General features: G+C 51.7%; 13 protein-coding genes. 6 read left to right on the top strand and 7 right to left on the bottom strand.

What is annotated here, in order from left to right:
- Positions 1-26: 26 nt before the first annotated feature.
- Together EFB08_RS12385 and EFB08_RS12390 are read right to left on the bottom strand one after the other, a co-directional pair.
- Complete coding sequence (locus EFB08_RS12385; RefSeq protein WP_123127281.1) at positions 27-488, bottom strand: YybH family protein; 462 nt, start codon at positions 486-488, stop codon at positions 27-29.
- 133 nt (positions 489-621) lie between these two features.
- The gene (locus EFB08_RS12390; protein WP_227006324.1) at positions 622-1,245 is read right to left on the bottom strand and encodes a YMGG-like glycine zipper-containing protein; all 624 of its coding nucleotides are present in this window, start codon (positions 1,243-1,245) and stop codon (positions 622-624) included.
- Between the two features lie 860 nt (positions 1,246-2,105).
- Between EFB08_RS12390 and EFB08_RS12395 the strand changes: the two genes are divergently transcribed.
- Entirely contained in the window at positions 2,106-5,774 is a 3,669-nt protein-coding gene (locus tag EFB08_RS12395) for an AAA family ATPase (protein WP_125077731.1), read from the top strand.
- Positions 5,775-5,910: 136 nt separating this feature from the next.
- On the opposite strand, the gene EFB08_RS12400 is transcribed toward EFB08_RS12395, so the two are convergent.
- Positions 5,911-6,681 carry a thermonuclease family protein gene (locus EFB08_RS12400; RefSeq protein WP_123127284.1) on the bottom strand — a complete coding sequence of 257 codons (771 nt, stop codon included), beginning with the start codon at positions 6,679-6,681 and terminating at the stop codon, positions 5,911-5,913.
- 366 nt (positions 6,682-7,047) lie between these two features.
- Between EFB08_RS12400 and EFB08_RS12405 the strand changes: the two genes are divergently transcribed.
- Together EFB08_RS12405 and EFB08_RS12410 are read left to right on the top strand one after the other, a co-directional pair.
- Complete coding sequence (locus EFB08_RS12405) at positions 7,048-8,412, top strand: ammonium transporter (protein ID WP_123127285.1); 1,365 nt, start codon at positions 7,048-7,050, stop codon at positions 8,410-8,412.
- A gap of 261 nt (positions 8,413-8,673) precedes the next feature.
- Positions 8,674-8,976 carry a glycine zipper domain-containing protein gene (locus tag EFB08_RS12410; protein ID WP_193553973.1) on the top strand — a complete coding sequence of 101 codons (303 nt, stop codon included), beginning with the start codon at positions 8,674-8,676 and terminating at the stop codon, positions 8,974-8,976.
- Positions 8,977-9,133: 157 nt separating this feature from the next.
- On the opposite strand, the gene EFB08_RS12415 is transcribed toward EFB08_RS12410, so the two are convergent.
- Positions 9,134-11,581, bottom strand: coding sequence for a TonB-dependent receptor domain-containing protein (locus EFB08_RS12415; RefSeq protein WP_125077732.1), 2,448 nt, complete (start codon positions 11,579-11,581; stop codon positions 9,134-9,136).
- 246 nt (positions 11,582-11,827) lie between these two features.
- Positions 11,828-13,222, bottom strand: coding sequence for a dihydrolipoyl dehydrogenase (lpdA, locus tag EFB08_RS12420; protein ID WP_123127288.1), 1,395 nt, complete (start codon positions 13,220-13,222; stop codon positions 11,828-11,830).
- 254 nt (positions 13,223-13,476) lie between these two features.
- On the opposite strand from lpdA, the gene EFB08_RS12425 reads away from it, so the two are divergent.
- Positions 13,477-15,624 (top strand): alpha-galactosidase, encoded by a 2,148-nt coding sequence (locus EFB08_RS12425; protein WP_123127289.1) that lies wholly within the window; start codon positions 13,477-13,479, stop codon positions 15,622-15,624.
- Positions 15,625-15,842: 218 nt separating this feature from the next.
- Here EFB08_RS12425 and EFB08_RS12430 read toward each other — a convergent pair whose 3' ends face one another.
- Entirely contained in the window at positions 15,843-16,736 is an 894-nt protein-coding gene (locus EFB08_RS12430) for an SDR family oxidoreductase (protein ID WP_123127290.1), read from the bottom strand.
- A gap of 148 nt (positions 16,737-16,884) precedes the next feature.
- On the opposite strand from EFB08_RS12430, the gene EFB08_RS12435 reads away from it, so the two are divergent.
- Both EFB08_RS12435 and EFB08_RS12440 read left to right on the top strand, forming a co-directional pair.
- Positions 16,885-17,910 carry a phosphotransferase enzyme family protein gene (locus EFB08_RS12435; protein ID WP_123127291.1) on the top strand — a complete coding sequence of 342 codons (1,026 nt, stop codon included), beginning with the start codon at positions 16,885-16,887 and terminating at the stop codon, positions 17,908-17,910.
- Positions 17,911-18,041: 131 nt separating this feature from the next.
- On the top strand, positions 18,042-19,256 hold the full coding sequence (locus tag EFB08_RS12440) for an MFS transporter (RefSeq protein ID WP_227006325.1): 1,215 nt from the start codon (positions 18,042-18,044) through the stop codon (positions 19,254-19,256).
- 305 nt (positions 19,257-19,561) lie between these two features.
- Here EFB08_RS12440 and EFB08_RS12445 read toward each other — a convergent pair whose 3' ends face one another.
- Positions 19,562-20,149: a histidine phosphatase family protein gene (locus tag EFB08_RS12445; RefSeq protein ID WP_123127292.1), complete on the bottom strand. Its 588-nt coding sequence runs from the start codon at positions 20,147-20,149 to the stop codon at positions 19,562-19,564.
- Positions 20,150-20,176: the final 27 nt, after the last annotated feature.

A 20,176-nucleotide genomic window follows, 5' to 3' on the forward strand; every position in this document is an offset into this window, starting at 1 on the left:
TGAAACTAACGCAAATGATGAAAAGATTATCTGGCTACCTGCACGGGATGGTCTTCCAACTGGGCATAGTGTAGTTTCCAAGCACCTTTTTCGTTCTTCTTCCATAGCAACATGAAGTTACCTTCGCCTTCGCCTTTAGGCAACTGGCGGTCAGAAGGAATAACATCTACAGTAAAGGTACCGCCCTCGAAAGCGATGTTTTCATCGGCCCCGGAGCTTACGGGGAAAGTGCGCAGGTTCTCAATGGTGCCCATGGTTTCCCGAACCCACTTCTGTGATACTTCTGATTTTCCATTATAGTGTACTTCGCCTTGCACAAAGTGCACATCATCGGCTAAAAGGGTATCTAATTGGGCTGAATTCTTGCTGTTCCAGGCTCCTATAAACTGCTGATTCAATTGCTGCACGTTCACTGACTCCTTCTTCTCGGTTTTAGTGCAGGAAGAAAGCAAAGCAGCAAATACAAACATTAACAGGTATGGTTTCATAGTAATTGGTTTTGTGTATGACTAACCCACATACTCCTTTAGAATATTAGGAGTTTCAAATATTTTAAGATTTGGTCCAAAAAAGCCCAAGCTCAGGGCTTGGGCTTTCATTTATATTTGGCTTAAGCCCAGCTTACCAGCTTTTTCTTCTGTATTCAGAATCTGCGTACGGTTTTGAATAGTCACCGTAGTTTTCGTTCGGTAAGAAAGACAAGTTAGACATGCTCATGATCTGTGGCTGACCAGCAGTATAACCAGTGTAAGCCATAGTAGCAGGGGCGGCAACAGCAGCTGTTTTAGCGGCTGTGGAAGTAGAGGATCTCTTAGCAGAACCAGAAGACCTGTTAGAAGAGTTGTAAGAATAAGCGCGGTTAGCGGCTACGGTTCTGTTGAACTCAGCTTCTTGCTCTGCAGCTCTTTTCTTTCTCTTGTTATCAACGATTTTACCTACACCGTATCCGGCGGCTCCACCAACAACACCTCCAACTACACCACCTACTACGCGGTTACGTTTGTTGATGATAGCACCTGCCGCAGCACCGGTACCAGCTCCAATCACCGCACCTTTTGCTTGTGGGCTCCATTTTTTACGCTCTTGCGCCTGGGCATTGTTGAAAGCAACAGTCACTAAGAACATCAGGGCGAATATCAAACTTAGCTTTTTCATGTTAGTACTTTTTAGAGTCTGTAAAAGTTTATCTCTTATGTTTTGTCTCATTTCAACTTCCGTGCCAAAAACAAAACCAACTAAAATCACGCTACAGACAAATTCTGGCTTTTTAATTTTTCATCAACTTCAATGGAACGCCCTTATGGGCTTATCTGGTGCTAAAACGGATTTAGGAATATTTAGATACAGAGATATTTAACGAGCGTACTTTAGCACTTATAATTTGGGATGAATAAAGCTGTTAATCAATGCCTTAAAGCTTCTATTGGGTTTGGGAAAACTAGAAGCCCATAAGGAAAGGAAGCTTCTCTAAAAGCAAACTTATCTGAAGCATATCTATTTTAAAGTAGGTTCTAAACAGTTTTTATAAAGCCTAGAGCTTTACCGAAAACAAATTAGTCTATCTTTAAATAAAAAAATTGTGAGACTCAGACTACTACTTCCTCTGCTTTTAATATCTATTTTCACGTTTGGTTAAATGGTTATGAAATAGTAGCGGAAGGTAATGATGCCAAGGGGAGTAAGGAGCTTAAATACCTTATGATTTTATTTGACCCCACTGGGGACTACTTTCTTATTCATGGTTCAGCCTCTGCTGACTTTGACAACAATTTGAAGGCCTTCAAAAGTATTGCTAACACATTCACAAAGAAATGATTTGAATAATGTTGAAAATTATCTCACTTCTCCAGAACAAGTACACCAAGTATTTCTTAATAGCTCTTGCAACTTTTTCTATTTTTCAATTCGGAAAACGGATGGGTGAGTTCTTGTATTATGTGACGCATTAATCAGAAAATCTTTCGTTGCAGTACCATCTCTTGATTTGAAAAAAGATTACCGGTTCCTGCTTGTTTTTTCAAAAACAGACTAATAACAGAAACGCTACATCTCCTCCCCTTCCCCAAAACCTGTTATCTTTACTATCTCGCATAGATTCCAATCCCGTGAAGATAACTTCTGTTCGTTTCCTTAACCTGAACTCGCTCCAGGGCGAGCATCTTATTCGCTTCAATGAGCCGCCTTTGAGCGAATCGGGTTTGTTTGCCATTACCGGACCCACCGGCGCGGGCAAGACTACCATTCTGGATGCCATCACGGTGGCGCTGTATGGACAGGTGCCCCGCCATGGTAGAGATGTTTCAGAGATTATGACCCGCCACACGGGTGAGTGCTGGTCTGAGGTGGAGTTTGAGGCCCAGGGAAAAACCTACAGAGCCCGCTGGAACCTCCGCCGGAGCCGTGGCAAAGCCGATGGCAAGCTGCAAAGTCCCGTGATGGAACTCATGGACGCTGCCACGCAGGAAGTCCTGGAATCGCGCCTTTCTGAAACCCGACAACGCATCATGGACCTGTGCGGATTGGATTTTCAGCAGTTCCTCCGCTCGGTGATGCTTTCGCAGGGTGACTTCACCCGTTTTCTGAAAGCCAGTGAAAGCGAGCGCAGCGAACTCCTGGAGAAACTCACCGATACCCGCATTTACTCCCAGATTTCCATGGCGGCCTACGAGAAGGCCAAAGCCGAAAAGCAGAGACTCCAGGACCTGGAACGATTGCTGCAGGTAGACCAGCTTCTGCCCGAAGAGCAGCGATTGGCCTTAGCCCAGAAAGTCTCTGAATTGAAAGCAGCCGTACGGTTGGCGCACCAGCAGGTACAGCAGCACCATCAGCAACAAACCTGGCTGACCCATCTCCAGAAACTTATCCAGAAAGAAGCTCAACTTCACACGCAAGTTGCCCAAGCGCAGATAGAACAACTGGCAGGACAATCTAACCGCGAAAAATTACAGCGCCACGAACAAGCCCAGCCATTTCAATCTGAGTTGGCACGCCTCTCGGAAGTAAATCGGCAGGGGCAAATGGTAGATCAAACCGTTGTTCGTTTACAGGAACAGATACCCGCCCAGGAACAACTGGTATCCACGCAAACCAAATCCGCTGAAACCGCTCGAGCAGCCTACGCACAGGCGCAGCAAACTTTAACCGAGGCAGAACCACGGTTAGATCGGGTCATGCAGCAAGACACGCACCTGGCAGCGCAACAAGCGCAGTACACCAGAGACGAGGAAGCCGCAGCTGGTCTACAGGTACAGGTCAATCAGCTTACCGCTACCCTGCAGCAGCAGCAGGCTACATTTAAGCAAATTCAGGAACAGGGACTCTCTTTTAAGACTTGGCTGCAGGAACATGCCCAGGACGAAGAACTGACCCACATGCTGCACGAAGGAAAATCAGAGTTCAGAAACCTAGAGGAGGTCCAGAAGCAGCAAACGAAGCTCCGCAAAGAGCAAGCTGATTTTAGGCTGGTTTTGGAAAACGAAGGAAAAAATACGGCTTCCTGGCAAAGCCGATTGGCAACCACTGAAAGTCACCTGAAAGAACAGCGCGCGCTTTTAAGCCAGTTACAAAACCAGGCCACTTCCGCTTTACAGGGCCAACAGCATGAAACGTTGGAACACCTGTGCCGCAGCCTTCCGCAAGTGTGCAGTCAATTGGAGAAGCAACTGGATGTAAGCAGAAACTACCTGCAACTGGAGGCGCGTCGCCAGAACCTGCAAACCCAATTAACCCAAACCTCGCAGCACCTGCACCAGCTTCGGAGGGATTTTGCCCAAACGCAGGCAAACCGCGCCCAGGCCTTTGACAAACAAAAGGATCTACAGCACATCGTGGACCTGCAACGGCAGATCCAGAAGTACGAAGAAGCCCGCACCCAATTACAGCCCGAGCAGCCTTGCCCTCTGTGCGGCTCCACGCACCACCCGTTTGTGGAGGAACATCAGCCGCAGACTCTAAGTGAGGCAGAGCAAAATCTGCAATACCAGCAAGCGCAATTACAGCAACTGGATATTCAGGAACGGGAACAAGCAGCGGCGGTCCACAAACTGGAAATCGAGGAACAGCACACCCAGGAGCAGGTACAGGAGTTGGCAACGCAAGCCCAGAACTTGCATACCCAGTTCACGCAGCTGAATTCCCTTCTGGCAGTAGCCCATGAAATTACCGCGACTGACCTGATTGACGAATCCTGGAAAACACGGAAAACCGAACTGGAACAAGCCGCCGCTACTCTGGAGAAACTCCGCACCCTGCGCACCCAAACCGAGGCCGCGCATCAGGCAGAACAAAGGCTTTTGACGGAGCAACAACGTTTTCGGCACGAAATCGAGAAAACAACCGAAAAACACGCATCGGCCCGTGCTCAGATGGAGCGCCTTGAGGAAGAACTGCAAGACCTCGCCGAACAGGAAAAAGTCTTCTCTCAAACCTTGGCCTCTTTTTTCAGTACCTACGGACTCTCCTTCTCTGGCTCTAACGGTCCTGCCCTGTTGGCACAACTAGACGAGCGTCGGCAAGTCTATGAACAGAAGAAAGCCCAGTTGCCGGAACTCCGGGAAAAGTTTATCCAGGCCAAAACCGAGGCAGAAAACAGCCAGAAATCACTGGAAGAAAAGCAAACAGAGGTTAAACTGCGGCAAGAGCACCTTCAGAAAGCCCAAGCGCATTTGCGGGAACTCCGCGCCCAGCGAAACCATTTGCTGCCCGAAAACCTCCAGCCGCAGGCTGAGAAACAGCGACTACAGCAAACCCTGCAACAAGCCGCCCAAGCCTTGCAATCAGCGGAGGTTGGTTTACAGCGGGAGCAGGAACAATTAAACCTGCTTCGGCACCAGTTAACCGAGCGGCAGAAAGAACAGCAGACCAACCGGCAGTTACAATCAGAGTTAAAGAATTCCCTGCTGCAGAAGATTCAGCCGTTGGGTTATGCCTCCCTGGCAGAACTGCAGGCTCAACTCCTGTCACAGGAAGAAGCACAAAGGCTGCGCCAGGAACAGGAAAGGCTGCAAAAAACGCTGACCGAACTGGAGCACAGCCTGGAGCAAACCAAACAGGAATACCAATCTGAGAAGGAACGTCACCTAACTGAATTAACGCTGGAAGAACTTCATCCGCTTATCCAGGCGCTGGAGGAAGAGAAAAACCAACAACTAGCGCAGATTGCGCGCCTGGAGATGCAATTACAGCAAGACACCGATCTGCGGGAGCGGCACCGTCAGCTCACCCAGCAATTGGACTTGCAAAAAGGCGAAGCCGACCGTTGGGACAGCCTTTCCCGGCTCATCGGCTCCGCCGATGGCAAGAAGTTCAGCAAATATGCGCAAAGTCTCACCCTGGCCCGGCTGGTAGAACTGGGCAACCGCCACCTGCACCGCCTCAATGACCGCTACCGTATCCTGAAGAGCAGCGAGAACGAACTGGATCTACAGATTCTGGACACGTACCAGGGCGATGCCGTCCGGTCGGTGAATTCCCTTTCCGGGGGTGAGAGTTTCCTGGTGAGCCTGGCATTAGCCCTCGGGTTATCAGACCTGGCGAGCCACAAGGCCCAGATACATTCTCTCTTTATTGATGAAGGCTTCGGGACCCTGGATGCCGAAACGCTGGATGTGGCCATGGATGCTTTGGAAAGTCTGCAGGCCAGCGGCAAGGTGATCGGGATTATCTCGCACGTAGAAGCCCTGAAGGAGCGCATCAGCACGCAAATTGTAGTGGAGAAGCAAGCTGGTGGCCGCAGCCAGATCAGGATAATGAGCGGGAATGTGTTTGCAGTGTAGCAACATAAACTACCAAAAAGCGGAAGGCTTCCCCTTGAACAGGAGAAGCCTTCCGCTTTTTGGCTAATTTGTATTGATATCTGCCACCTTTTTTTAGGCTTCATTTCCTGAAATCGGCCGCTAAACAGCTGCTCTCTTAATCGGCGCAGGTTTTGCAGGGAGTGCGCTTTTCTTTTTGGGCTTGCGCTAGCGTGATGGCAGCGGTGGGGCTTTTGCATTGCTCCATCAGGTAGCAATTTTGATCAGTGTGAAAAGTCTTGGAACCTTTGCTCTGGCAGATGTATACCTTTCCTCCTTTTGCAATGGCCGTTGCCTTTGTTTTAGGGGTTTTCGTTTTAGTAGAGGCGGTATTGGCAGAAGCAGCTCCTTTTCCCCGGCGGCTTTGCCGAAACTCCCAGGGAGCCTGCGGAGAAGGGCCTTCCCAAAGGCCACGTTTTTCGGCGCGGGCCTCTGCTTCCAGCCGAGCCAGTTCCTGGTCTTTGGAGTAGGCGGTGTAATGCCAGGCAAATCCGTTCTTCACCAGTTCCTGGTTCAGGTTACGGCCATCGGGCAGAATAATTTCTCCCACGGTGCGGCCGTAACGGTCCACATTCTCCACCACCAACTCCACATACTTCCCGAAAACCAGATCTGAAGTAAACTGCCGTGCCCGGGTGCCGAAATCCTGGTTCTTTTCGGGGCAATCCACACCCTGTAGCCGCACGGTGAGGGGTTTCCCGTCTTTCAGCAATTCAACCGTGTCACCGTCTTTGATCCCGATCACCTTGTATCCGTTTTGGGTGGCCTGTTCCTGGGTGGTTTCCGGGGTTCGCTCCTGCACCTGCTCCTGGCTTTTTTGGCAGCCAAACAGAATTCCCAGGCAGATGACCCAAAAAGTGTATTTTGAAAAGGCGGAAGATAAACGCATATCTATAGGTGAGTAAAAGGTACAGGTGCTAGTACGAGAAAACCGTTCGAATGAGATTAGGCTAAAGGCAGGAAATCTCGCTCTTTTCAGGAGAGAAAAATATGCCCTGCTGCCACATTTTTTTTCAAAGGCCGGAAGCGCATTAAAATTAAGAATTTAAGAAAGGATTCAAATCAAAGTTATGAAAGTGTCAGGAACAGCTAAAGTCTGGAAGTGCCTGTTGAGGAATTAACAAACCATTGATTTACAATTTACTAACACAATAGCTTATTCCTTACATTTCTTACACCTACTCTGTTTTAAACTTAAAATTTTCTTATCATATTAGAATACCAAACTCATTTCAAACAAAAACTCAGGTTACTTATGCTCACTTCTACCGCGACACCAACCACGACTGCCAAGTCCGTCAAAGCCCCTCCGGTCCATAAGCTTTCCAAGATTCCCTTCATTCTGCTGCTGATTGTGGTGGGGCTGACCTTTGTGTTCCCGGCCGTCCCGAAGGCGGTTTCTCCTGCTGAACTGAATCCCGCAGACATTGCCTGGATGCTCACCGCCACCGCGTTTGTCTTGCTGATGACCCCAGGTCTGGCCTTTTTCTACGGCGGCATGGTGAACCGCAAGAATGTGATCTCCACCATGCTGCAGAGCTTTATCTGTATGGCCATGCTGACGGTGATTTGGGTGGTTTTCGGGTTCAGTCTGGCCTTTGGTGATTCTCTAGGCGGGATTATAGGGAACCCCGCTACGTTTTTCATGATGCAGAACGTACTGGACGGTGCGCCGTGGTCTTTGGCTCCTAGCATTCCGCTGGTTTTGTTTGCCATGTTCCAATTAAAATTCGCCATCATCACGCCCGCTTTGATTACCGGGGCTTTTGCCGAGCGCATTCGGTTTACTTCTTACACGGTCTTCATCCTGCTGTTCTTTGTGTTTATCTATGCGCCCTTGGCCCACGCCACCTGGCACCCTGAAGGGATTCTGTTCCAACTGGGCGTCCTGGACTTTGCCGGAGGAACCGTGGTACACATGTCGGCGGGGTGGGCGGCGCTGGCTTCGGCCATTTTCCTGAAAAGAAGAAACGAACCTACGCACTCTCCGGCCATGATCACCTTTGTGCTGCTGGGTACTGGTCTTTTGTGGTTTGGCTGGTTCGGGTTCAACGCCGGATCTGCCATGGGCGCGAATTCTCTGGCTACTACGGCTCTGGCAACCACCATGGCTGCTTCGGCGGCGGCGGCCCTGGCCTGGATTTTCTTTGATGGCCTGAAAGGACGCAAGCCCTCGGCCATGGGAACCTGTATTGGTGCCGTGGTAGGTCTCGTGGCCATCACCCCTGCCGCCGGTTTTGTGACCCTTCCTCATTCCATCGCCATTGGGGTTATTGCCGCCGTGGTGAGCAACCTATTGGTTGAGGTGCGCACCCGCACCAGCATTGACGATACCCTGGACGTGTTCCCCTGCCACGGCGTAGGCGGAATGGTAGGCATGTTGCTGACGGGGGTGTTTGCCACCAAAAGCGTTAACCCAGCCATCGCTGACCAGGGCCTCCTTTTCGGGGAAACCAAGCTTTTCCTGGCGCAATTAGGGGCCATGGTGGGCGTGTCTCTCTTCGCGTTTGGCGGTTCTTGGCTTCTGCTGAAACTGACGAACCTGATCTCCCCGCTTCGGGTAACCTGCGAGGAAGAACAACTAGGCCTTGACCTTTCCCAGCACGACGAAAAAATGTAATCTGTTTAAGGAGTGTTTTCAAGAAATGGGGCCAGAAACAGCTTTCCACAGGTGTTTCTGGCCCCATTTCATTTTGCAAGTCGTCTGCCGCAAGCAATAAGGTTTTAATAGGTTAAGCCTAATTTTGTGCGATTGCTGATCTGTCAAGAAGGTAGAGCAGCAGAGACTATCCTTTCCTTAATACTATTATCTTCTTTTTTAATATACATAACAACAGCTTTTTCACCTCGTAAAATACAAAACATCAACCAAGAGAAGATCATGAAGAATCTGAAGATATCTATGGTCATGCTGTACTCTGTGTTTGTATTAGGCGGCAGCGTGACGAACGAGGCACAAGCCCAGGAAGTAAAGAAAGAAAAGAAAGGCTGGAGTAAGAAAGCCAAAGGCGCTGTGATTGGCGGGGCCGGCGGCGCGACAGCCGGAGCCATTGTAGGCGGTACTAAAGGCGCCATTATTGGGGCCGCAGCCGGTACGGTGGCCGGAGGGGCAATAGGTAGAAAGAAAGACCGGAAAAAAGACCCGAAACGTTACGATCAGTACGCCAAGAAAAACAATAACTAACCTCCTATACTTTTAAGCCCGGAAGAAGGCTTCTCTCCTACGAGAGAAGCCTTCTTTTTTGCCTTCCTTCACCTACTTTCAGCACCTAGATGGTTTTAGCGGCGTTTTAGAGAAAACACCGTTAAAACAACTTACTCCTTTCCAGTTTTACCCGAACTTAATACTGCTCCGTTTCAGGGCCGGTGGGTGTTTCTGCGTCTCTCTCCTCGCGTTCCTTTTTCTGGGCCGTATTCCCGAAACGGTAGCTAAAGCCCACGTACACAATCTGGCTTTGCGGCTTGTAACGGGCCACTTCCTCAAACTCATTCCCGAAACTGGTGGAGTTAAAGCGCATGGTGTTAAACAAGTCCTGCACGCGCAGGATAACGTTGCCCTTTCCTTTCAGGATTTCTTTGCGGGCGCTTAGGCTGGTCATGAAGAAAGAAGAGCGCTCGCCCTGTACGGTAGCGGTAGGAGAACGGTAGTTTACGGCCAGTTGCACCTCGGTTTTGTGCGGCAAGGTAAAGCTGGAATTCAGACGGCTGGTCCAGGAAAGCCTGCTGTTAGATTGCAGGCCCTGCTCAGAGCCGTCAATGGTGTACCTAAAGCCCGATGCATTTACGTTCAAACGCCACCAGGGCGTCAGCGTGGCTGATCCGGTCAGCTCTATTCCGTAGGAAGAACCCTGCCCAATGTTCTGGAACGTGGTATAGGTGATCTGGCGGTCATTCCCCTCCCCGGCCGGCAGCAACTGCCGAACCGACTGCACCACATCGTTCATTTGCCGGTAGAATACCCCCGCCGTAGCAGTCGCGTGTTTCCAGAAATGCAGGTAGTTGACCTCGTAGGAGTTGATGAACTCGGGGTTCAGGTTGGGGTTTCCTTGGCGCTGGTTATACAGGTCAGAGATATCCAGGAAGGGGTTCAACTGCCGGGACCCGGGCCGGTCAATGCGGCGGCTGTAACTGGTCTGCACTTTCTGCTCCTCCGAGAATTCATAGGTCAGGAACAGGCTGGGAAACAGGTTGAGGTAATCACGGGTATTGCGGCGGGCCTGGGTGATCTGGTTTGTGATAATGTTGGTTTGCTCCAGCCGCGCTCCCAGTTGGTAACTGAATTTCTGGATAGCATTGCCATAGTTGCCGTACACGGCGTGCACCCATTCGTCATACACAAAATGGTTCGTGCGGCCCACGTTGTTCTCGTACCGGCCCGTTTCAGGATTAAGGTCTGAGGCCTGCACATCTACATCGCTGCGTTCAAACGTGCTGCGGTAACCGGCTTCCCATTTGCCTTTCTCGCCTATGGGTTGCACATAATCGGCTTGGAGGGAGAACTCGCGCTCGCGTTCCAGGGCTTGGTTCCGCTGCAGCAAGGTAGGCTGGTACAGGCTAGGGGTGCCATCGGGGTAAAGGAAACGTTGGCTGAAGGCGTCTTGGCCAGGTTCACGTTCCTGGTTGAAAACGGCATCGGCGGTGAGCTCACGGCCCGGCTGGGTGAAGGTTTTGCGGTAGCTGAGGGAATATTCCCACAGGTCACGGGTCTCGCTGCCCAACGACTGGCGGGTAGAGGTGCTGTCCAGGGTACCTTCGCGGTTCAGGAACTCATAGAACGTTTGGCCCTCGTTCTCCCGCATGCCGTTACGGTACAGCACGGATCCGGTCAAACTCTGGAATTCTGTCAGCTGATAATCAGCCCCGAACCGGATGTTGTGGTTCCGATTGAGGTTACTGTTGCGGGAGTTCTGCCGCTGGAATGTCACCGCCTCCCCTTCCGGGCGGTTAGTCCTGAACACGTTTCCAGTGCCTTTTCTATAATCTTGCCTGAAATCATAGTTGGTGAACAGGTTCAACTTGCCCAGTCGGTAGTTCAGGTTCACCGAGGTATTATACCGGTTGCCCATACCCGCATTGGCCGACACTACCCCGTTCAGGCCGCGTTGCTTTTCTTTTTTCAGGATGATGTTCAACACGCCGCCCGTACCGCTGGGGTCGAATTTAGACGATGGGTTGGTGATCACCTCTACCCGTTCAATGGTACTGGCCGGAATCTGGTCTAATCCCAATCCGCTCAAAGCCGATGGTTTACCGTCAATGAGAATGGTGATATTGGAAGTGCCGCGCATGCTCACCGTCCCGTCCTGGTCTACCGTCACCGAGGGAACGTTCTGCATCACATCAACGGCCGTGCCGCCCACGGTAGAGAGATCCTGCCCTACGTTGTACACCCTTCGGTCCAGCGCGTATTCCACCTGCTCCCTTTGGCCCACTACCTCCACGGCCTTTAACTGCGTACTCGCGGAGCGCAAGCCAATCACGCCCAAGTCTACATTTGGGTTTGCGGAAGTGACCTGTATGTTTGGCATCACGCGGGTAGCATAGCCCACAAAGGAAATCTTCAGATGATAGCGGCCCTCTGCCACCGGAGTTAACACAAAAGAACCATCCCCCTCTACCAAGGCACTATTGACAATGGAAGAATCACGCCCCGAGAGCAGCGCAGCCGTGGCGTAGCCCACCGGTTGTTTGGTGGTAAGGTCCTGCAGCTTACCGCTTATTTTACCCTGCGCCAGAACTGTCCCGACTGGAAATGTGATAATGGAGAGTAGAAGGAGAAGGTATTTCATGGGGGAAGGAAAGATTTCGCTGGTCAAAGAACTCTAATTTAGAAACGGGCAAGGACAGCTTTTGTGTCAGGGAAGCTAGACTAATTAGAGTCTGGACTCTGGCAAAGGTTTAAAACCTCCCCAATTCTTTTCTGAAAACAACCTCAACCGCTTTCTGTTTTAGACCTGTTTTTCTTAAAAAAAGCGCCTTAAAAAAGAAAAGGCCCGGACAGAGCCCGGGCCTTTCAAATTCAGATGTGAAAATGCTTACAAGTGGATCACCTCGCCGTAGGCAGCCGCGGCGGCTTCCATCACGGCTTCAGACATGGTGGGGTGCGGGTGAACGGCTTTGATGATCTCGTGGCCGGTGGTCTCCAGTTTACGGGCTACCACAACCTCGGCAATCATATCGGTTACACCGGCACCAATCATGTGGGCACCCAGGAACTCGCCGTACTTGGCATCAAAGATCACTTTCACGAAACCATCTTTGGCACCGCTGGCGCTGGCTTTACCAGACGCGGAGAACGGGAATTTACCCACTTTGATCTCGCGGCCCAATTCGCGGCACTCCTTCTCAGTATATCCTACAGAGGCAATCTCTGGGATGCAGTACGTACAACCCGGGATGTTTTTGTAGTCCAACGGCTCTGGGTTGTGTCCGGTGATAGCTTCCACGCAGATGATACCCTCTGCTGAGGCAACGTGCGCCAAAGCAGGGCCTTTCACGATGTCACCGATGGCGTACACGCCCGGTACGTTAGTGCGGTAGAAATCATCGGTGATTACACGGCCGCGCTCAACGGCAACGCCCAGCTCCTCAAGGCCCAGGTTCTCCAGGTTGGTTTGGATACCCACCGCAGACAGCACGATGTCGGCCTCTACGGTTTCCTCGCCTTTGGCGGTTTTGATTTTCACCACGCAGCCTTCGCCGGAAGTGTCCACGCTCAACACCTCAGAGTTGGTCATGATGGTCACGCCGGCTTTCTTGAAGGATTTCTCCAACTGCTTGGAAACCTCTTCGTCCTCAATCGGGACAATGTTAGGCAGGTACTCCACCACGGTTACCTCGGTACCCATGGCGTTGTAGAAATAGGCGAACTCAATACCAATGGCACCGGAACCTACTACTACCATTTTCTTTGGCGCCTGCTCCAGCACCATGGCCTGACGGTACCCGATGATCTTTTTGCCATCGATAGGTAAATTAGGCAGCTCGCGCGAACGGGCACCGGTTGCCAGGATGATGTGGGCAGCCTCGTAGATTTCGGCTTTGCCGTCTTCGGAAGTCACCTCCAGTTGACCTGGGGCCTTCAGTTTGCCGTAACCGGCGATATGGTCAATCTTGTTTTTGCGGAACAAGAACTGGATGCCTTTGCTCATGCCCTGGGCCACGCCCCGGCTACGGGCCACTACGGCACCGAAATCAGCACTGGCGTCAGAAACGTTGATTCCGTAATCTTTTGCGTGTTGGATGTACTCAAATACCTGGGCGCTTTTCAGCAGGGCTTTGGTAGGGATACAGCCCCAGTTCAGGCAGATACCGCCTAACTCAGCTTTCTCTACCACGCCCACTTTCATACCTAATTGTGATGCGCGGATGGCGGCTACGTAACCACCGGGGCCGCTACCCACCACTATCAAATCATATTTTGATGCCATGTGTCTGGATGTAAGGTTATGTACCGGCAAAGCTACATCATAAATGGTCTTTTGCCAAGTTTATAAAAGAGAAGCCCCTTTGAGGGTATTTTAAGCAAAACAGCGCTAAAACAGGTCTAGACCGGCTCCTGAAAACCGTTCTAAAAGCCCTTTTCACCTTTGGGCTGCATCTGTTTAAAAACCTGCCTGGCTTCTCTCACAGAGTTCAGGGAGATGATGTATATTGCTTTCTTTCTCCACCTCTACTTCTTCAGATGAAGCGATTGTTACTTCTTTTCTTAACGGCCCTGGTGGGCAGTGCCCAGGCCCAGACCCGACGTGAAATTGTCATCGAAACCCAGCACGTCAACCTGGTTCTAACCGTGGCCGAAAACCAGAAACTCTATCAAAGCTATCTGGGGCCCAAACTTTCCAATACCCCCGAGTTCGCTCAACTGCAACCCGAACACGAAGCCTACGTGCCCGCCGGTACTGACAACCTTTTTGAACCCGCCATCCGGGTGCAGCACAATGACGGCAACCCGTCGCTGGATTTGCGGTACGCCTTCAGCAAATCCGAGAAGCACGGCAATGTCACCACCTCCCACATCACGCTCAAAGATCCCAAGTACCCCGTGGAGGTGACGCTGCATTTTTCGGCCTATTTTCAGGAAGACGTCATTAAAACGTGGACCGAGATCAGGCACCAGGAAAAGAAACCGGTGGTGCTCACGCAGTACGCCTCGGCGATGCTGCACTTTGACGCGCCGCAGTACTGGCTCACCCAGTTCCACGGTGATTGGGCCGAGGAAATGCGCATGGAGGAAAGTAAGCTCACCAACGGCACCAAAGTCCTGGACAGCAAACTGGGCAGCCGCGCCAACATGTACCAGACACCCGTGTTTTTCCTTTCCAAAAACAAACTCTCCGATGAAACCACCGGCGAGGTGCTGGCCGGTACGCTGGCCTGGACCGGGAACTTTCGCTTTGCGTTTGACATGGACGAGAAACAATCGCTACGCATGGTAGCCGGCATGAATCCGTACGCCTCTGAGTACAAGCTTCCCAAAAACCAGACCTTCACCACACCCGCGTTCATCTTCACCTACAGCACCCAGGGCAAAGGCACTGCCAGCCGCAACTTCCACCGGTGGGGACGTAACTATGGCATCCTGGACGGAAATGAACCCCGCTACACGCTGCTCAACAACTGGGAGGCCACGTACTTTGACTTTAACGAGGTGAAACTGGCCGGTTTGTTTGAAGATGCCGCTAAACTAGGCGTAGACTTGTTTCTGCTGGACGATGGCTGGTTCGCAAACAAATACCCCCGCAACAGCGACGGCGCCGGACTGGGTGACTGGCAGGAAAACAAAGAGAAACTCCCCAACGGAATAGGCGACCTGATCAAGGAAGCGGAAAGCAAAGGCGTGAAATTCGGCATATGGCTGGAGCCTGAGATGGTGAACCCTAAAAGCGAGCTCTACGAAAAACACCCCGATTGGATCCTGAAACTGCCCAACCGCGAGGAGCACCTCTATCGTAACCAACTTATCCTGGACCTGGTCAATCCTAAAGTGCAGGATTTCGTCTATGACGTGGTAGACAAGCTGCTGACCAAGCACCCCAACATCGCCTACATCAAGTGGGACAACAACCGCATGATGACCAACGCCTACTCGCCGTACCTCAAGGAAAACCAGTCGCACCTATATATTGAGTACACCCGAAGCCTCTACAAAGTACTGGACCGTCTGCGCCAGAAATACCCGCACCTGCCCATCATGCTCTGCTCCGGCGGCGGCGGCCGCACCGATTACGGCGCCCTTCCCTACTTCACCTCGTTCTGGCCCAGCGACAACACCGATGGCGTGGAGCGCATTTTCATCCAGTGGGGCTACTCGTACTTCTTCCCGTCCATCGCGCTCTCCAGCCACGTGACCTCCTGGGGAAAGCAGTCCCTGAAATTCAGGACCGATGTCGCCATGATGGGCAAACTGGGCTTCGATCAGGAAATAGATAAGTGGAGCAAAGACGAACTAGCTTTTAGCCAACAGGCCGTGAAGACCTACAAGCAGTTGAGCGAGATCATCTGGAAAGGCGACCATTACCGGCTGCTCTCGCCGTACGAGGGCAACCGTGCCGCCGTCATGTACGTGGCCCCGGCCAAAGACAAAGCCGTTCTGTACTCCTACAATCTGCACACGCGCTTCAACGAGACCATGTTCCCCGTGACCTTGCAAGGCCTTGACCCGCAGAAGAAATACAAAATAGAGGAAACCAATCTTTTCCCGGGCACCAAATCCAACTTCGCGGCCAATGGCAAAACTTTCTCCGGCGATTACCTCATGAAAGTAGGCCTGCCCATCTCCCCAGATGCCGCGGCCCTTACCAGCCACATCTATGTGATTACGGCGGAATAACGCTATCCCCACTTCGTCATCCTGAAAGGATCTTGTGGGCCAACAATAATAACGTTTAGCAAGCGCCTTTCTAGTTCGCTCACAAAATCCTTTCAAGATGACAAAGGAGGGTAAGAAGAAGACTTTCAGGCCGTTTCCCTAAAACTTGCCCAAAACTAAAACGCTCCTTCAGGCTAAACCGGAAGGAGCGTTTTTTATGTATTTTCCCTAAATAAGGTCTAAATCGTAGGGGTACCGCCGGTCACTTGTACCGTAGAACCGGTCATGTAGCTGGAGCCCTCCGAAGCAAGCAACACATAAATGGCTGACAACTCCACCGGCTGGCCAGGTCGTTTCAGGGGCGTGTCTTTCCCGAAGGTTTTCACCTGTTCCTCGGGCATAGTGGCCGGAATGAGCGGCGTCCAGATGGGGCCTGGGGCTACGCAGTTCACCCGAATGCCTTTCTCGGCGAGGATCTGGCCCAGGTTGGCAGTAAAGTTCTGAATGGCCCCTTTGGTGGCGGCGTAAGCCAGCAGCATGGGCGATGGCTTGTAGGCGTTCACCGATGTCGTGTTGATGATGGTGCTGCCGGGTTTCATGTGCGGCTCCGCGGCTTTGCACAGGTAGAACATGGCGTACACGTTGGTCCTGAACGTCTTGTCAAATTCCTCGCTGGGAATATCCTGCAAACTTTCACGGGCCATCTGAAAGGCGGCGTTGTTCACCAGAATGTCAATCTGCCCGAACTCGTCTACCGCACGTTGTACAATGGTTTTACAGTGGGCTTCGTCGCTGATGTCGCCGGGTACCAAGACTGCTTTGCGGCCTTCCTGTTCAATCCATTTGGCGGTGTCCTGGGCGTCTTCTTCCTCGTTGAGGTACGAGATCAGCACATCGGCCCCTTCGCGGGCGAACGCGATGGCTACCGCTTTCCCAATTCCTGAGTCTCCGCCTGTGATGATGGCTTTTCTCCCGGCCAGTTTCCCAGACCCTTTGTAGCTTTCCTCGCCGTGGTCGGGTTTGATTTTCATTTCTGACTCTTCGCCCGGCTCACTTTGCGTGGACTCTGAGAAAGGGGGCGCATCAAATTTTTTGGTAGGGTCTTGCTGCTTGTTTTCTTCTTCGTGGTTCATAGTTTCTACATGGTTGGAACGTAACACTCATTTTGAAACGAGTGCAAAGGCAAAGGGTTGAACTTCTATTTACTGTAGAAATCAATTTTAACTTAATCAGAAAACATCATGGGAAAATCCTGGTATTAATTTCTAATATTACCCTGCCATGGCTCCAGTATTCCCCACCGCCTATTCAACCTTACGTGCAGACGCGCTTGCCTCCTTTGTCTCAGAGCAGTACCACCTGGGCACTGTACAAGGCAAGCTCCTGACCAGAGGCGTGAACGATACCTATCTGATCACCTCGCCCGATGCCCGTTATATCCTGCGGGTGTACCGCGCCTCGCATAGAAACTACGCCCAGGTCCAAGCTGAAACCGATTTGCTCCTCGCCTTAAAGCAAGCCGATGTTTCCGTCTCCTACCCAATTTCAGATGCCGCCGGTCACGTGATCCAAACCTTACCCGCTGCCGAGGGAAACCGGTGTGCCGTGTTGTTCACCTTTGCGCCGGGCCGCAGGGTGTCCCTCCTGAATGAGAAACAATTACAGCTCCTGGGTAGAGAGATGGCCAGGTTTCATAACGTTTCTGCCTCCATTCCCCTGAGTAACGCCCGGTGGATCCTGGATGCTGAAACCACGCTTTCCAAGCCTATCCAAGCCATAAAGGACTTCTTTTCTGAAAACCAGGAAGACTATCTATGGCTACAAGAAGCGGCTCAGAAAGCCCAGCAGCACCTGGAGCAATTCAACACCAGTTCCTTCTCCTTTGGCTATTGCCACTATGATATCTTCCCGAAGAACTTCCACATTGACGGCGATGAGAAACTCACCCTCTTTGACTTCGATTTTCTGGCCCGAGGGTATCTGGTGAACGATGTTATGGTCTTTTGGCAACACTTGTGCCTTGACGTGCACCATGGTAAAATGACGCAGGAAACCGCTGACCAGGCCTTTGCTACCTTCCTGTCTGCTTACCGCGAGGTACGCCACCTTTCTGAGGAAGAACTGGCTGCCATGCCCTACCTGGCCTTGGGTTTCTGGGTATTTTACCAAGGCTTCTATGCCACCCATGACCACTTTCTCCCGCTGTTGCAGAACCCCAGGTTGAAAATACGCATGCAACTAATCAGGCAGATTATGGAGCGGTATTGGGAAAAGGTTTCTAAAACAGATATCTCCTCCCATTCTTGATTCCCTGGAGGAAAGCGAAAGTATTGGCCTTGCCCTAGACAAACATATAGAACAGCCGTATACTCGCACTTTAATTGGCCGCCCCAGAAACCATCTGTCAAAATTTTCCTGTGAACGGCCTTCCTTTTATCATGACTACTACTCCCCATTCTTCCCCCACTCACCCCGCGTTTACCAAACTGCACCTTTGGGTTATGACCATCGCTACAGGTATGGTGGTGGCCAACCTTTACTACAACCAGCCACTGCTGGGGCGTATTGCCGCCACGTTCCAGGTATCAGAGGCCAAAGCCGGAAGCCTGGCCATGCTCACACAGATCGGGTATGCGGTGGGCATGCTCTTTATTATTCCGCTGGGCGACATGCTGCGCCGCAAGCGCCTGATCATGGTAGATTTCGCGGCCATTATCATGGCCTTGCTTCTGGCGGGCTTCGCGGTGAACATAGAGTCGTTGATGGTGGCTAGTTTCCTGATCGGGGCCACCTCGGTGGTGCCTCAGCTGCTGATTCCCATGGCGGCTCACCTGGCAAAACCCGAGACCCGCGGCCGAACGGTGGGCTTTGTGATGAGCGGTCTTTTGATTGGCATCCTGCTTTCCAGAACCGTGAGCGGCTTTGTAGGTGCCCATCTGGGCTGGCGGGCCATGTTCTTCATTGCCGCCGGAATGATGTTGATGTTGTGGGCCGCCCTCTATTTTCTTTTACCAGAGGTGCATCCGCATTTCAAGGGCAATTATAAGAACCTGATGAAATCACTGGTGCACCTGATCAAAGAGCAGCCTATGTTGCGATGGGTTTCGTTGCGCGGGGCTTTGTGCTACGCCACCTTTGGGGCGTTCTGGACTACGCTGGTGTTTCTGCTGGAAGAACCGCCCTTTAACCTGGGCAGCGATGCCGCCGGTCTGTTCGGATTGGTTGGAGCCGCCGGGGCGCTGGGTGCCTCCTTCATGGGCCGCCTCACCGACAAAGGGGATCCCTTTACCGTCACCACCGTGAGCATTGCGCTTATTGTGGTGTCGTACGTGGTGTTTGGGTTCTCCGGAAGCAGCATCGTAGGCTTGGTCATTGGGGTCATCCTGTTGGACTTAGGCATTCAGGCTACGCACATCTCCAACCAGACGTTTATTTTCTCTATCCTGCCCGAGGCCCGTAACCGCCTCAATACGGTTTACATGGTTACTTATTTTATAGGCGGGGCTTCTGGCACGTTCATCGCCAGCCAGGCCTGGCACCTGTGGAAATGGAACGGGGTGGTCGCCGTCGGGTTGCTTTTCTCCAGCTTGGCCCTGGTGCTGCATCTGGTGTTTATGCGTTCCAAGTCCGTTGCAACTCCAGTTGTGAGCTAGGAAAGGAGCTTCGTTTTAAGTTGATTTTCCCAAAACCTGCCCTAAAACGATCCATCCGCCTCGGTGCTGGAAAACAAAAAAGTTTGATCAGTAGAAAGGAAACCTAGCGTATCAAAAGCATAAAACCGGAATTGCTACAAACAAGGCATCGGCTTTTCCCAAACTATGGGGTAACTGAGCTTTCCGACACCAATTATCTCTTTCTCCAATAAACAGTGCGCAAAACAAACCCGCGTTTAGAGGCTCCTTTCGGGAAAGCGGCCTCTAAACGCGGGTTATTTGTTCTATACACTTTTGGCTAAACTCTAGTTAGTGGAAGCCGATGACGGGGCGCCGTATTTCTGGACTTCCACCGTTGGTTCTTTTCCTTCGTTCAGGGTCACTTTGAACAGGAAGTCATATTGGCTGTCGGTGATCTCGGCGAAGGGCTTTATGCCTCCCAGGGCTTCAATCAAGGGAAGGACGGTATTGGAGTGGCCCGCCACCACCACGGTTTTACCGGCGAAATCCTGCTTTATTTTCTGCACCAGTCCGGCCGGGTCTTTGGCATCGTAGGACTGTACGGTGGCTTTTTTGGCGGTTGCGAGCGGCTGCAGGGTCTGCTGGGTACGTTTGTATTGGGTGGCGAAGAACCCGGCCACTGGAACAGAGGCTAGTTGGGTGCGTAACACCTCGGCGCGGGCGCGGCCTGCCTCAGATAAATCCGGGTCATCGGTCATGGTGCCGTTGTTAGCGGCTTTTTCGGCGTGGCGCACCAGGTAGACCACGGTTTGCCGGGCGGCACTTCCTTTTTTGCCTGTTCCAGTGGGGGTATTCTGGGCCGAGCAGTGGAACATGGAGAAAGTAGCCAGGAAGCATATTCCCAGCAGAAATAGAGATTTGATCTGTTTCATAGCGTTCAAGAAGGGTAAGTCAAATCA

Origin of the sequence: Rufibacter latericius, assembly GCF_003721515.1 — a bacterium.
GTDB classification, from domain to species: Bacteria; Bacteroidota; Bacteroidia; order Cytophagales; family Hymenobacteraceae; genus Nibribacter; species Nibribacter latericius.

Excerpts from the sequence above, each read along its gene's own strand:
- EFB08_RS12385 (WP_123127281.1), bottom strand. The coding sequence starts at position 488 with ATGAAACCATACCTGTTAATGTTTGTATTTGCTGCTTTGCTTTCTTCC.
- EFB08_RS12400 (WP_123127284.1), bottom strand. The coding sequence starts at position 6,681 with ATGCGTTTATCTTCCGCCTTTTCAAAATACACTTTTTGGGTCATCTGC.
- EFB08_RS12405 (WP_123127285.1), top strand. The coding sequence starts at position 7,048 with ATGCTCACTTCTACCGCGACACCAACCACGACTGCCAAGTCCGTCAAA.
- EFB08_RS12410 (WP_193553973.1), top strand. The coding sequence starts at position 8,674 with ATGAAGAATCTGAAGATATCTATGGTCATGCTGTACTCTGTGTTTGTA.
- EFB08_RS12415 (WP_125077732.1), bottom strand. The coding sequence starts at position 11,581 with ATGAAATACCTTCTCCTTCTACTCTCCATTATCACATTTCCAGTCGGG.
- lpdA (WP_123127288.1), bottom strand. The coding sequence starts at position 13,222 with ATGGCATCAAAATATGATTTGATAGTGGTGGGTAGCGGCCCCGGTGGT.
- EFB08_RS12425 (WP_123127289.1), top strand. The coding sequence starts at position 13,477 with ATGAAGCGATTGTTACTTCTTTTCTTAACGGCCCTGGTGGGCAGTGCC.
- EFB08_RS12430 (WP_123127290.1), bottom strand. The coding sequence starts at position 16,736 with ATGAACCACGAAGAAGAAAACAAGCAGCAAGACCCTACCAAAAAATTT.
- EFB08_RS12435 (WP_123127291.1), top strand. The coding sequence starts at position 16,885 with ATGGCTCCAGTATTCCCCACCGCCTATTCAACCTTACGTGCAGACGCG.
- EFB08_RS12440 (WP_227006325.1), top strand. The coding sequence starts at position 18,042 with ATGACTACTACTCCCCATTCTTCCCCCACTCACCCCGCGTTTACCAAA.
- EFB08_RS12445 (WP_123127292.1), bottom strand. The coding sequence starts at position 20,149 with ATGAAACAGATCAAATCTCTATTTCTGCTGGGAATATGCTTCCTGGCT.